We start from the raw sequence: 12,338 nt of genomic DNA on the forward strand, positions 1-12,338 counted from the left end.
AACGCTCGGCTGGGAAACCCCAGCCGAGCGTCTCACCAAGCTCCTGGCAACAGCCAGTTGATCAATCAGTGTTGCGACGACCCCTTGACTTCACCCCCGACGCCGGGGCCTCGGCATGTGCGGCGTCAGGACGGGAGGGGCGGCAGGGGCGGGAGGGTGGTCGCGGCCTGGCGCATGCGTTCGATCTCGATGCTCTGACCGGAGTAGACGTCCCTGGCCAGCAGGCGCATGCGGTAGTCGCGGCCGCCGGCCAGCTCCTCCCCCGCCATCTTCACCGCGCCCTGGTGGTGCCGGGTCATCAGGCTCAGGAACAGCCGGTCGAAGGCGGCCCCCTTGGCCGCGCGCAGGGCGTTCAGCTGCTGTTCGGTGGCCATGCCGTAGCCGGCCGCCGCCCCGTGGTCGTGGCCGGCGGGGGCCAGGCGGCCGAGTTCGGCGAGCCAGACGGTCATGGACCTGATCTCGGGGGTCTGGGCGGCGGTGATCGAGCGGGCGAGCGCGCGGATGACCGGGGTGGTCGTACGGGCCTCGACCAGGGCGGTCATCTCCAGGGCCTGCCGGTGGTGGGGGATCATCGCCTCGGCGAAGCGCACGTCGGCGGCGACGGTGGGGGCGGGGCTCGGGCCGACGCGCTCCCCGGGGGTCGCCGTCCTGGCGGGGGCTCCGGGGCTGGCGGGCACCAGGACGGGGGCCTCCGTCCCGACGGCCGGGATGTCCGGGGCAGGCGGCTGAGAACAGGCCGAAAGCGCAAATGTCATCACAACTGTGATGGAGATCGTACGCGGCCACCAACGTGCTGGCATAACTTCCATAGTGGGCCACGAGCGATAAAGGGGACGCGTGTTGATCTTCGCCAAGTTGCGCGGAGCGGTGTTGTGTGCGGCGTTGTTGCTGACTTCGGCGGCGTGCGCGGCGGAACCGCCGCCGGCCGCTGATCCGCGGCCGCCCTCCTCTGAGGGAAGCGGCACGGCGTCGGGCACGGCGTCGGGCTCTGGCGAGGTGCTGACCAGCGCCAACGTCAAGCACGTGGCGAACGTCCCGCGCTCCGGCCCGTTCGCCGGGGACGACAACTTCAACACCGACCTGGCCTTTCAGGGCGATTACGCGTTCGTCGGGAACTTCGCCGGGTTCACGATCTATGACATCAGCGACCCGGCCAAGCCCAAGACGGTGAGCCAGGTGTCCTGCCCGGCGCAGCAGAACGACGTCAGCGTGCACGGCGACCTGCTGATCCTCTCGGTCGACGAGCCGCGCGACAGCGCGGGCTGCGACTCCAACGAGGAGACCCGCAACTGGGAGGGTCTGCGCCTGTTCGACATCAGCGACAAGAAGCGCCCGCGCTACGTCGGCGCGGTGCTGACGGACTGCGGCTCCCACACCCACACCATGGTCCCCACCGACGACAAGCTGTACGTCTACGTCTCCTCCCCCGGCCCCGAGCCGGACTCGCGGACCTGCTCGCCGCCGCACCAGAACATCCAGATCGTGGAGATCCCGCTGGACGACCCCAAGTCCGCCAAGGTCGTGGCGCAGCCGGACATCTTCCCCCAGCAGCAGAACACCGAGATGTTCGCGGGCTGCCACGACATCACCGCCTACCCGGAGAAGAAGCTCGCCGCGGCGGCCTGCTTCGGCGACGGCGTGCTGCTCGACATCTCCGACCCGGTCAAACCACGGGTGATCCAGCAGATCCGGGACACCGAGAACTTCCAGATCTGGCATTCGGCGACGTTCAACAACGACGCGACGAAGGTCGTGTTCGGGGACGAGCTGGGCGGCGGCAGCCAGGCGACCTGCGACGCCGGCACGCCGCGCACCAAGGGCGCCGACGCGGTGTACGACCTGGTGAACGGCAAGCTGGAGCGCCGCGGCTACTTCAAGATCCCGCGCAACCAGGAGCCGGACGAGAACTGCGTGGCCCACAACGGCTCGCTGATCCCGGTGAAGGGCAAGGACGTCATGGTCCAGTCGTGGTACCAGGGCGGGGTGTCGATCTGGGACTTCACCGACTCGGCCAACCCCAAGGAGATCGGCTTCTTCGAGCGGCGTCCGTACCCGGAGGGCGGCATCGCCGGCTCGTGGTCGGCCTACTACTACAACGGCTACATCTACTCCAGCGACATGCGCGAGGGCCTGGACGTGCTGCGCATCGACGACCCGATCACGGATCCGGCCAAGCAGGTGAAGATGGACGAGTTCAACGTCCAGACGCAGAAGTCGTACTGAGCGGATGAGGGGACAGGGCCCCAGAGGCGGGGCCCTGTCGCCGGCGGGTCAGGGGTTGAGGTCGGCGGCGGCGCGCTCGGCGAAGATCCGCATCGCCTTGGCGGTGATCGGGCCGGGCGCGGTGGGCAGCTCGGTCCGGTCGACCAGCCTGATCGGCTGGATGTCGCGGGTGGTGGAGGTGAGGAACGCCTCCTCGGCCTCGTACAGCGCCTGCAGCGGGACGTCGGTCTCCTCGCCGCCGCACCATTCGAGCACCAGCGCGCGGGTGACGCCGGCCAGGCAGCCGGAGGCGAGCGTGGGGGTGATCAGGCGGCCGTCGCGCACGATGAAGATGTTGGAGCCGGTGCCCTCGCACAGGTCGCCCGCGAGGTTGCCGAAGATCGCCTCCCCGGCGCCCTGGTTCTTGGCGTGCAGCAGGGCCTTGGCGTTGTCGCCGTAGGAGGTGCTCTTGACGCCGGACAGCGCGCCGCGCTCGTTGCGCGGCCACGGGACGACGGCCACGTGGGCGGTCTCGGGGAACGGCTTCTGCTCGTCGACGATGACGATCGAGGTGGTGCCCTGGTTGCCCCGGTCGGAGCCGAGCGGGCCAGGACCGCTGGTGTAGGTGATGCGGATGCGGCCGAGCGGCCAGGCGGGGGCGGCCGCCAGCAGCTTGCCGACGCCTTCGGCGATGGCCTCGACGTCGGGCTCGGGCAGGTCCATGCGCTGGGCCGAGAGGGTGAGCCGGTCGAGGTGCCGGGTGAGCGCGAACGACTCGCCGTCGACGATCTTGATCGTCTCGAAGACGCCGTCGCCGACCATGAGCCCGTGGTCGAACACGGAGACGGTGGCCTGCGCGGGGTCGATCAGTTCCCCGTTGACCCAGACAGGGATGTTCATGCGTTTCCTCCTGAGGATGCCAGTGAGATGAGCCTGGACGCCTTCAGCTCGGTCTCGGACCATTCACGCGCGGGGTCGCTGCCCCATGTGATGCCCGCGCCGGTGCCGAAGCGGATCTCGCCTGCTGAGATCCAGAATGTTCGGATGCCCACGGCCAGCGCCGCCCTGCCCCGGTCGGCGTCGACCCAGCCCACGGCACCACAGTAGGGCCCACGGGGGACCGGTTCGAGCTCATTGATGATGCGCAGAGCGGACGACTTGGGCGCGCCCGTGACAGATCCGGGCGGGAAAGTGGCGGCGAACAGCTCCGGCCAGCCGGCTCCGGGCGCGAGCCTGGCCCGCACGGTGGAGACGAGGTGGACGAGACCCGGATGCTCCTCGACCGCGCACAGGGAGGGCACCTCGACCGAGCCGACCGCCGCGACCCGGCCCAGGTCGTTGCGGACCAGGTCGACAATCATGACGTTCTCGGCGTAGTCCTTCTCCAGCAGGTCGGCGGCGGTGACGCCGGTGCCCTTGATGGGGCCGGACTCCACGACGTCGCCCTCGCGCGACAGGTAGAGCTCCGGCGAGGCCGACACCACGCTCAGCCCGGGCACGTCGACGACGGCGGCGTACGGGGCCGGGTTGCCCTCGGCCAGCCGCACGGCCAGCGCCAGCGGGTCGGCGCCGGGCGGGACGGGTGCGGACAGGACGCGGCAGAGGTTGGCCTGGTAGACCTCGCCCCGCTCGATGTGGTCGCGGATCGCGCGCACGCCGCGTTCGTAGGCGGCGCGGTCGAGCGAGGTACGCCACTGGCCCGGATGTGGACCGTGCCAAGGGCTCCTGGGCGAGGGCAGCGCGGACGGGCGCACGCGGTCGAAGCGGGCGCAGGTCGCCGTGCCCTCGTAGTCGACGACGACGGCCCACCAGCCCTCGCCGTCGAGGGCGGCGAGGTCGGTCGTCACGTCGCGGAGTCCGGTGGCGAGATGACCGTTTAAGTGGGCGAAACCGTCGTACACATCTCCCATTGTCCCAGCATTTCGACCAGTTCCAGCGCGGAGGGCAGGGGAACCTCGGGAAGGGCCGCGTACACCGTGCGGACGGGGGTGGCCTCGCGCAGCGGTTTGAGCACCAGGTTCGGCGGCACCGCCCGCGCGGCCAGCTCGGGCACCAGCGTCACGCCGAACCCGGCGGCGACGAACCCGAACTTGCCCGACCATTCGGCCACCCGCAGCCCGCCGCGCGGCGTGAACCCGGCGGCGGCGCACGCGGCCACCAGCGGCGTCGGCTGCCCGCGCGGCGCGGCCTCGATCCAGCTCTCCTCGGCCAGGTCGCGCAGGTCCACGTCGGGCTCGGCGGCCAGCGGGTGGCCGGCAGGCAGCGCGACGAGCAGCCGGTCCTGGCAGAGCCGGACGAGCCGGGCGTCCTCGGCGGGCAGCCCGGCCGGGTAGTCGCTGATCACGGCCACGTCGAGGGCCCCGGCGTGGAGGCGTTCCATGAGCCGCGGGGTCAGCGCCTCCGTCATCCGCAGCTCGACGCCGGGGTGGGCGGCCAGGAAGCGCTTCAGCGTGGAGGGCATGAGGTCGACGTTGGCGGTGGCGAACGCGCCCACGCGCAGGGTGCCGCCGCGCCCGGCGTGGATGGCGGCCAGTTCCTCGCCGGCGCGGGCCAGCCGGTCGAGCACGGCGACGGCGTGCCGGTGCAGGGCGGTGCCGGCGGGGGTCAGGCGCACGCCGCGCGCCAGGCGTTCGAACAGGGGGCCGCCGCCGGCCCGTTCCAGCGCGGCGATGCGCCGGGAGACCGCCGACTGGGTGTAGCCGAGCAGCTCGGCGGCGGCGGTGAAGGAGCCGCTCCTGGCCACCTCGTCGAAGAGGCGGAGGGCTTGGAGGTCGAAGGCATTCGTCTCATGCATGGCTGCCATGCAATCTAGTCGGTGGTGGAATACCTCGCATCCCTGTTGACTGTTCCCGTGATTGCATTTCTCGGACAGGGACGCATGGGCGTCCCCATGGCTCGGCGACTCGTGGAGGCCGGGCACAAGGTGACGACGTGGCGGCGTGGGACCGGCGTGACGGCCGCCGAGGCGGTGGACGGCGCCGAGCTGGTGATCACCATGCTCAGCGATCCGGCGGCGGTGCGCGAGGTGCTGACGGCCGCGCTGCCCGGCCTTCGGCCCGGTGCGACGGTGGTGGAGATGTCCACGATCGGCCCGGAGGCGGTGCGCGAGCTGCGCGAGCTGCTGCCGGCGTCGGTGGCGCTGGTGGACGCGCCGGTGCTGGGCAGCGTGGGCCCGGCGGCGGACGGCTCGCTGGTGGTGCTGGCCGGTGGCGACGTGTCGGGCTGCCGCGAGGTGTTGTCGGTCTTCGGCGGCGTGCGCGAGACCGGGCCGCTGGGGTCCGGCGCGGCGATGAAGATCGCCGTCATGAGCGCGATCGTGCCCGCGCAGGTGCTGGTCGCAGAGACGCTGGCGTACGGGGCGGCGCACGGCGTGGACCGTGACGCGCTGCTCGACGTGCTGGCCGGCACGCCGCTCGGCCAGGTCGCCGAACGGCTGCGCACGCCCGCCGCCGAGACCCGGTACTCGCTAGGCCTGGCCGCCAAGGACCTGGAGCTGGCCGCGTGGGAGGGCGCGTCGATGGCGACGGCCGCCCGGCGGCGCCTGCAGGAGGCGCGGGCGGCCGGACTGGGCGAGCGCGACCTGACGGCGGTGGCCGAGCACGTCGGCGGCGGCCCCGACACCGACACCGGCAGCGGCATCACGCCCGCCGCGCGCGCGGTGCCGCTGAACCTGTCCACGATCCCGGCCACGAACGGCGCGTACTCGCACGCCGTGCGGGTCGGCGACATGCTCTACGTGTCCGGCCAGGCCGCCTTCGACGAGCAGGGGCACGTGGTCGCCCCTGGCTCGCTGAAGGACCAGGCCGAGCACATCTTCGCGGTCACCACGCGCATCCTGGCCGACCAGGGCGCGACCTGGCAGGACGTCGCCTTCATCCGCACGTACCTGACGGACATGGACGACATCCTCCAGCTCAGGGACGTGCGCAGCCGGTACGTCACCGGCACTCCCCCGGCCAGCACGACCGTCGAGGTGTCGAAGTTGTTCCGGCCGGGGCTGGTGATGGAGATGGACCTGATCGTCGCACTCCCCCGCTGAGCGCGGGAGGCTAGTCGAGCGGCCCGGTGACCGACTCCACCGCGGCCACGACGCCGCCCTCGGCCACCAGCCGCACGGCGGACTCGATCTCCGGGGCGAGGAAGCGGTCGGGGCCCGGCGCGGGCACGTTCTCGCGCAGCGCCCTGACCACGGCCGCGGTCGCCGGCGCGGGCTCCAGGGGGGCGCGCAGGTCGAGCGCGCGGGCCGCGGTGAGCACCTCGACGGCCAGCACCCGCGTCAGCCCGTCGACCGACCTGCGCAGCTTGCGCGCCGCCGACCAGCCCATGGAGACGTGGTCCTCCTGCATGGCCGAGCTGGGGATGGAGTCGACGCTGGCGGGCACGGCCAGCCGCTTCAGCTCCGAGACGATCGCGGCCTGGGTGTACTGGGCGATCATGTGGCCGGAGTCGACGCCGGGGTCGTCGGCCAGGAACGCGGGCAGGCCGTGGTTGCGGGCCACGTCGAGGAAGCGGTCGGTGCGGCGTTCGGACATCGAGGCCAGGTCGGCGGCCACGACGGCGAGGAAGTCGAGCACGTAGCCCACGGGCGCGCCGTGGAAGTTGCCGTTGGACTCCACCCGGCCGTCGTCGAGCACGGCCGGGTTGTCCACGGCGCTGGCCAGCTCCCAGCCGGCCACGGTGGCGGCGTGCGCGATCGTGTCGCGGGCGGCGCCGGCGACCTGCGGGGCGCAGCGCAGCGAGTACGCGTCCTGGACGCGGGTGCACGCCTGCGGGTCGCGGTGGCTGGCCATGACGCCGGAGCCGGCCAGGATCCTGGTCATGTTGGCGGCGGACCTGGCCAGGCCGGGATGCGGGCGCAGGGCCTGGAGCTCCGGCATGAAGACGCGGTCGGTGCCGAGCAGCGCCTCCACGCTCATCGCCGCGCTGATGTCGGCGGTCCTGACCAGCCTGGTGAGGTCGGCGATGGCCAGGATGAGCATGCCGAGCATGCCGTCGGTGCCGTTGATCAGCGCCAGGCCCTCCTTGGCGGCCAGTTCGACCGGCTCGATGCCGGCCTGCTTGAGCGCCTCCCCGGCCGGCTGGAGCTGCCCCGCGGCGTCGCGGACGACGCCCTCGCCCATCAGCGTCAGGGCCACGTGGGCCAGCGGCGCGAGGTCGCCGGAGCAGCCGAGGCTGCCGTACTCGTGCACGACCGGCGTGATGCCGGCGGTCAGCAGCGCGGCCAGGGTCTTGGCGGTGCCCGGCCTGATGCCGGTGTGGCCGGTGGCCAAGGTGTGCAGGCGCAGCAGCATGAGCGCGCGCACCACCTCGGTCTCCACCTCCGGGCCGCTGCCCGCCGCGTGCGAGCGCACCAGCGAGCGCTGGAGCTGGGCGCGCAGCGCGGGGTCGATGTGCCGGGTGGCCAGGGCGCCGAACCCGGTGGAGACGCCGTAGGCGGGCACGGGGCTCTCGGCAAGTTCGTCCACCCGCTGGCGGGCGGCCGCCATGGCGGCCACCGCGTCGTCGGTGAGCTGCACGGCGGCGCCGTGGCGGGCCACCTTGATGACGTCGTCGAAGCTCAAAGGCTCGGGGCCGACGTTCACGACTCCGTTGTCGCGCATGATCGTCTCTCTCGCTTTAGGTAACCGGCGTACCCGATGTTAGCTCCTTACTCGGGAAGATCGCCGCCAGCCCCTCCCTGCCCTCGTCGGTGAGCACCACCGCGCGCGGCACCGATCCGCGCCGGTACCAGCCGCGTTCCAGCAGGACGTCGGTGATCGCGGCGCCGAGGGCGCCGCCGAGGTGCGACCGGCGCTCGGTCCAGTCGAGGCATTCCGGGGCGAAGCGCCGCCTGGCTCTGCGGGCGCCCTCGACGTCCACGCCCATGCCCGTCAGCAGCCGCTCGCCGTCGGAGGTGAGGTCCTGGCGGTCGTAGAAGCCGCCGTCCCTGAGCCGGTCGAGCAGGGCGACGCCGGCGCGTCCGGCCAGGTGGTCGTAGCAGGTGCGGGCCTCCTCCAGCAGGCGCGCCTGCCGGGACTGCCGCAGAGAGCGCACCGGCGGGCGGGCGCTCACCCTGGCCAGGGTCTCCAGCACCTCGGCGATCTCGTGCCCGGCCAGCCGGTAGTAGCGGTGACGGCCCTGCCGGACGACGTCGACCAGGCTTCCGTCGAGCAGCCGGGCCAGATGGGCGCTGGCGGTCGCGGCGCTCACCCCGGCGACCCTGGCCAGCTCGCCGGCGGCCAGGGCCCGGCCGCCGAGCAGCGCCGTGAGCATGGCGGCCCTGGTGGGGTCGGCGATGAGGGCGGCGACGGGCGCGATGTCGGCGTCACGGGCGATGTGCTCCATGCCCACGACGCTAACGCACCGACATTTCGCCCGGTGACGAAGTGTCAGCCGCTCCCCAGGGCCTTCCTGATGATCTCGCGGGCCCGGTCCATCAGCGCGAGGGGCGTGCCGATCAGCACGTTCTTCGTGGCCGACTCCACGCCGGGACGCGGCCGCAGCGGCCCGACCGCCTCGGCCGCCCGCACCGCCGCCGCCATGGCCCGGCGTTCCACGACGGAGGTGCTGTTGCGGAGCTGGGCGAACTCGTAGCGCTCCTCGCTGCGGGCGTGCATGGTGACCGCCGTGCGCAGCTCGGCCAGCTTCTCCCAGAACGCCGGGTCGTCCACGCCCGCCCGGTCGATCTCGACGAGCAGCCGCTTGGCCCGGTTCTCCTCGGCCAGCCGGTCGGCCACCACGCCGGGGCCGCCGTCCACCTTCCTGCGCGCGTAGGGGTGGACGATCTCCTCCTCGGCGGTCTCGTGCACGGCCAGCAGACGGATCAGCCGCTCGAACGCCTCCTCCACCCGTTCCGGCGGCGCCTGCTCCACCTCGTCGAACAGGTCCCTGATCTGGCCGTGCTGGGCCATCAGCACGTCGATGACATCGTGTTCAGCCACGTCCAGCGGCCTACCCGGGCGCCGGTCGGGCACGCTCCTCCTTACCGAACGCGGATCGTTCGGCGACGCAACGCGGAGGTTGCCCCACCAGGCCGCGGGTAGGCGCAGCGACATGGCCTTCGACCCACTTCAGGAGCGGGGCATCCCGCTGGACGAGCAGCTGCGCGACTGGCGGGAGCTCAACGTCTCGCCCATCGATCCCGACCACGCCGACCCGTACACCCGCTGCCGGATCATCACGATGAACGGCATCGAGACCGAGGCGGTCCTGTTCAGCCACCAGCTCGCCCGCCACTGCACCGACCTGGAGCTGAAGCGGCAGCTCGCCCGGGTGCGCTACATCGAGGCGCAGCAGCAGAAGGCGGTCAACTGGCTGCTGCCCGGCGTCTCGTCGGTGCTGGAGACCACCATCGCCTACGAGCAGGTCGCGGTGGACCTGACGGCGTGGGTGGCGCGCATGGAGCCGGACCCGTACCTGACGCAGGCGTACCAGTTCGGGGTGCTGGAGGACTTCGACCACCTCTACCGGTACGCCAACCTCTACGAGATGATCGAGCACCGCAAGGCCGAGAAGATCGTGGACGGGGTCACCGAGGTCATGCCGGGACGGCCGACGTACCTGCACCACCGGGACCCGGTCGACAACGTGCGCGAGCCGTACGACCGGCACCGCACCGAGCCGCTGTCGAAACTGCACGCCCTGACCGTCATGGCGGCCGAGCAGCAGACCATGAACTTCTACATGAACGTCGGGCCGCTGGCCATGGAGCCGATCGCCCGGCAGCTCTACCAGGAGATCGCCATGGTGGAGGAGGAGCATGTCACCCACTACGAGTCGCTGGTCGACCCGGGCGAGAGCTGGTGGGAGATGCTGCTCAACCACGAGTACAACGAGTGCTACCTCTACCACTCGTTCATGGAGACCGAGTCCGACCCCAGGGTGAAGGCCGTCTGGGAGCTGCACCTGAACATGGAGATCGAGCACCTGCGGCTGGCCTGCGAGCTGTTCAAGCGGTTCGACGGGCGTGATCCCGACCAGGTGCTGGCTCCCGAGCTGCCGCCGCCGGTGACGTTCGAGCCGAACAAGGCGTACCTGCGGGAGCTGCTGGCCACCCAGATCGACTGCACCACGCTGGGCACCGGGTACGTCCAGGAGGCCCACGAGCGGTTCACGCGCATGCAGGAGGCGGTCATGGGCGGGGAGAAGCCGCCGTCGGAGCGGGTCATCGACGACAACCGGGCGGTGTCGGGGCGGGAGTACCGGCTGGAGACGGAGGGGCCGCATCCCGCGGGCATGCAGCTGGGCCGCTGACCGGGGCGCCTGGCTCGTGCCCTGCTCCGGGGCGGGGCGCGGCTGGGCCGGACCCGGGACGACCTGCGCGGAAGCGGTCCGGTTTGGGGACTCGGCGATGATTCGCTAGAGTTCTCTCGTCGCCCGGCACGAGCGGGGCGCACGCGGAAGTGGCTCAGTGGTAGAGCATCACCTTGCCAAGGTGAGGGTCGCGGGTTCGAATCCCGTCTTCCGCTCGGAGCTTCCGGCTCGGTGGCGTGGCCGAGAGGCGAGGCAGCGGCCTGCAAAGCCGTCCACACGGGTTCAAATCCCGTCGCCACCTCTACGAAGGACGATTAGCTCAGCGGGAGAGCGCTTCCCTGACACGGAAGAGGTCACTGGTTCAATCCCAGTATCGTCCACCATCTCTCATCAGCCAGGTCGGCGGGTCGCCGACCTGGCTGTCGCTTTTTCACGGCCCTTCCCCGGCGCGAGGGCCTGGTGTTTTTTCGCGGCCCTCCTCCGGCGCGAGGGCCTGGCGCTTGTAGCAAGCGTTTGGTTCGATCAGGACATGGACGTTCAGGAGATCGCCGACCGCCTGGAGATCACCGGCCTGCTGGGCCGTTACTCGCTGGCCGTCGACTCCGGCGAGTGGGATCTGCTCGACGAGGTGTTCAGCCCGGAGGCGGTCATCGACTACCGGTCCGCGGGCGGGATCAGGGGCGGGCTGGCGGAGGTCAAGAGCTGGCTCGCCGAGGTGCTGCCGCACTGGCCGGGACGCCTGCACCTGATCGGAGCCGCACGGATCGTCCTGGCCGGGGACGAGGCGCGGGTCAGCGCGCCGTTCACCGACACCCTCGCCCCCACACGGGACATGGTCGCGGCCGACGCCAAGGGGTTCCTGCACGGCGGCGGCTGGTACCACCACCGCATGCGGCGCACCTCGGATGGCTGGCGCAGCCAGGAACTGGTGGAGGAACAGAGCTGGCGCACAGCCCGCTGACCCGCCCCGAGACGCCCAGCGCCGGGACGGCTTCCTTGCCCCACGGCGTCAGTGTGGCTGTTTGGTGTGGGTCGTGGTGAAGGCGAGGAGGGGGATGGCGGTCTGCTGGGGGTCCTCCAGGATGGGGGTGTGGCCGAGGCCGGGCAGGAACTCGATCTCGGCTCCCGGCACGACGCGGTAATCGGACGCGGACGAGGAGCGCCATCGTCGGTCGTCCGCGCCGAAGATCACCAGCAGCGGCTTGCCCAAAGGCGCCAGCCGGTCAGGGAGGGGCCGTTCGTGCAGGTATTCGCGGGTGCCCTGCATGGTGGCTGCGAGCGTGTGGAGGGTCATGCAACGCACCTCGTCCAGCAGCTCGTCCGGGGGGCGGTAGCCGGGACGGCTGAAGCCCGGGCTCGCGAACAGGCGGATCTGCTCGTCGGTCGGCGGCCACTGCGAGGGGGCGAACGCGGCCGACGCCGGGGCGATGAAGGCGTCCAGACCAGGGCCGGTGTTGATCAGAACGAGCGCCGTCACCAGGCCGGGACGCCGTTCGGCCAGGGCGGTGGCGACCGCGCCGCCGCTGGAGTGGCCCGCGACCACGGCCTCCCGCACGCCGAGCAGGTCCAGCGCCTCGCCGACCCGGCGTGCCTGGTCGGGGGTGGTGTAGCCGCGGTCGTCCGGTTTGGCGGAGCGGCCGTGGCCGAGCAGGTCGATCCGGATGACGCGATGCGAGCCCGTGAGCAGGGGGACCAACTGGTCCCAGGAGCGGGCCGAGGACGCCGAGCCGTGGATGAGGAGGAGGGCGGGGGCGTCGCGGGGGCCGTCCTGACAGACGTGGAGGTCGCCGTCGTCCAGGGAGAGGATCGTGCTGTCGGTGGTGTCGCCGTGGGAACTGGTCATGGGGCCACTGTGGCGGCCGTCCCTCGCCGGAGGATTGGACGAATGTTCCCCCGGGCCGCTG

The 12,338-nt window shown here is 71.7% G+C and carries 12 protein-coding genes and 3 tRNA genes; 7 read left to right on the forward strand and 8 right to left on the reverse strand.

The window, feature by feature from the left end:
* Positions 1-125: 125 nt before the first annotated feature.
* Positions 126-755: a DUF305 domain-containing protein gene (locus tag AB0J71_RS40250; RefSeq protein ID WP_364419379.1), complete on the reverse strand. Its 630-nt coding sequence runs from the start codon at positions 753-755 to the stop codon at positions 126-128.
* 241 nt (positions 756-996) lie between these two features.
* Between AB0J71_RS40250 and AB0J71_RS40255 the strand changes: the two genes are divergently transcribed.
* The gene (locus tag AB0J71_RS40255) at positions 997-2,223 is read left to right on the forward strand and encodes a hypothetical protein (protein ID WP_364419381.1); all 1,227 of its coding nucleotides are present in this window, start codon (positions 997-999) and stop codon (positions 2,221-2,223) included.
* Positions 2,224-2,271: 48 nt separating this feature from the next.
* Here AB0J71_RS40255 and AB0J71_RS40260 read toward each other — a convergent pair whose 3' ends face one another.
* The 3 genes from AB0J71_RS40260 to AB0J71_RS40270 are packed head-to-tail and all read right to left on the reverse strand — an operon-like array spanning position 2,272 to position 4,996.
* On the reverse strand, positions 2,272-3,102 hold the full coding sequence (locus tag AB0J71_RS40260) for an aminotransferase class IV (protein ID WP_352329206.1): 831 nt from the start codon (positions 3,100-3,102) through the stop codon (positions 2,272-2,274).
* Positions 3,099-4,049, reverse strand: a complete 951-nt coding sequence (locus tag AB0J71_RS40265; protein WP_352329204.1) for a chorismate-binding protein — start codon at positions 4,047-4,049, stop codon at positions 3,099-3,101. The genes AB0J71_RS40260 and AB0J71_RS40265 overlap by 4 nt, the downstream gene beginning before the upstream one ends.
* A 29-nt stretch (positions 4,050-4,078) precedes the next feature.
* Positions 4,079-4,996 carry a LysR family transcriptional regulator gene (locus tag AB0J71_RS40270; protein ID WP_352329202.1) on the reverse strand — a complete coding sequence of 306 codons (918 nt, stop codon included), beginning with the start codon at positions 4,994-4,996 and terminating at the stop codon, positions 4,079-4,081.
* Between the two features lie 57 nt (positions 4,997-5,053).
* Between AB0J71_RS40270 and AB0J71_RS40275 the strand changes: the two genes are divergently transcribed.
* The gene (locus AB0J71_RS40275; RefSeq protein WP_364419383.1) at positions 5,054-6,241 is read left to right on the forward strand and encodes an NAD(P)-binding domain-containing protein; all 1,188 of its coding nucleotides are present in this window, start codon (positions 5,054-5,056) and stop codon (positions 6,239-6,241) included.
* A 10-nt stretch (positions 6,242-6,251) separates the two neighbouring features.
* On the opposite strand, the gene hutH is transcribed toward AB0J71_RS40275, so the two are convergent.
* The 3 genes from hutH to AB0J71_RS40290 are packed head-to-tail and all read right to left on the reverse strand — an operon-like array spanning position 6,252 to position 9,122.
* On the reverse strand, positions 6,252-7,802 hold the full coding sequence (gene hutH / locus AB0J71_RS40280; protein WP_352329198.1) for a histidine ammonia-lyase: 1,551 nt from the start codon (positions 7,800-7,802) through the stop codon (positions 6,252-6,254).
* 16 nt (positions 7,803-7,818) lie between these two features.
* A complete protein-coding gene (locus AB0J71_RS40285) occupies positions 7,819-8,526 on the reverse strand; it encodes a helix-turn-helix transcriptional regulator (protein ID WP_364390102.1) in 708 nt (235 codons plus the stop codon).
* Positions 8,527-8,570: 44 nt separating this feature from the next.
* The gene (locus AB0J71_RS40290; protein WP_352331522.1) at positions 8,571-9,122 is read right to left on the reverse strand and encodes a hemerythrin domain-containing protein; all 552 of its coding nucleotides are present in this window, start codon (positions 9,120-9,122) and stop codon (positions 8,571-8,573) included.
* A gap of 112 nt (positions 9,123-9,234) precedes the next feature.
* Between AB0J71_RS40290 and AB0J71_RS40295 the strand changes: the two genes are divergently transcribed.
* The 5 genes from AB0J71_RS40295 to AB0J71_RS40315 all read left to right on the forward strand — a co-directional run bounded on the left by AB0J71_RS40295 (position 9,235) and on the right by AB0J71_RS40315 (position 11,395).
* Positions 9,235-10,434 (forward strand): hypothetical protein, encoded by a 1,200-nt coding sequence (locus tag AB0J71_RS40295; RefSeq protein ID WP_364390100.1) that lies wholly within the window; start codon positions 9,235-9,237, stop codon positions 10,432-10,434.
* Between the two features lie 143 nt (positions 10,435-10,577).
* Positions 10,578-10,649 (forward strand) — tRNA-Gly (locus AB0J71_RS40300).
* Between the two features lie 15 nt (positions 10,650-10,664).
* Positions 10,665-10,735: transfer RNA gene (locus AB0J71_RS40305), tRNA-Cys, on the forward strand.
* Between the two features lie 7 nt (positions 10,736-10,742).
* A tRNA-Val gene (locus AB0J71_RS40310) sits at positions 10,743-10,817 on the forward strand.
* Between the two features lie 146 nt (positions 10,818-10,963).
* On the forward strand, positions 10,964-11,395 hold the full coding sequence (locus tag AB0J71_RS40315) for a nuclear transport factor 2 family protein (RefSeq protein WP_352326708.1): 432 nt from the start codon (positions 10,964-10,966) through the stop codon (positions 11,393-11,395).
* 48 nt (positions 11,396-11,443) lie between these two features.
* Here AB0J71_RS40315 and AB0J71_RS40320 read toward each other — a convergent pair whose 3' ends face one another.
* Complete coding sequence (locus AB0J71_RS40320) at positions 11,444-12,277, reverse strand: alpha/beta hydrolase (RefSeq protein WP_364419385.1); 834 nt, start codon at positions 12,275-12,277, stop codon at positions 11,444-11,446.
* Between the last annotated feature and the right edge of the window lie 61 nt (positions 12,278-12,338).

Source organism: Nonomuraea sp. NPDC049637 (genome assembly GCF_040675235.1).
Taxonomy (GTDB): domain Bacteria; phylum Actinomycetota; class Actinomycetes; order Streptosporangiales; family Streptosporangiaceae; genus Nonomuraea.

Bases quoted from the DNA above. Each gene is read 5' to 3' on its own strand.
- AB0J71_RS40250 (WP_364419379.1), bottom strand. From the start codon at position 755: ATGACATTTGCGCTTTCGGCCTGTTCTCAGCCGCCTGCCCCGGACATC.
- AB0J71_RS40260 (WP_352329206.1), bottom strand. From the start codon at position 3,102: ATGAACATCCCTGTCTGGGTCAACGGGGAACTGATCGACCCCGCGCAG.
- AB0J71_RS40320 (WP_364419385.1), bottom strand. From the start codon at position 12,277: ATGACCAGTTCCCACGGCGACACCACCGACAGCACGATCCTCTCCCTG.
- hutH (WP_352329198.1), bottom strand. From the start codon at position 7,802: ATGCGCGACAACGGAGTCGTGAACGTCGGCCCCGAGCCTTTGAGCTTC.
- AB0J71_RS40315 (WP_352326708.1), top strand. From the start codon at position 10,964: ATGGACGTTCAGGAGATCGCCGACCGCCTGGAGATCACCGGCCTGCTG.
- AB0J71_RS40285 (WP_364390102.1), bottom strand. From the start codon at position 8,526: ATGGAGCACATCGCCCGTGACGCCGACATCGCGCCCGTCGCCGCCCTC.
- AB0J71_RS40295 (WP_364390100.1), top strand. From the start codon at position 9,235: ATGGCCTTCGACCCACTTCAGGAGCGGGGCATCCCGCTGGACGAGCAG.
- AB0J71_RS40270 (WP_352329202.1), bottom strand. From the start codon at position 4,996: ATGCATGAGACGAATGCCTTCGACCTCCAAGCCCTCCGCCTCTTCGAC.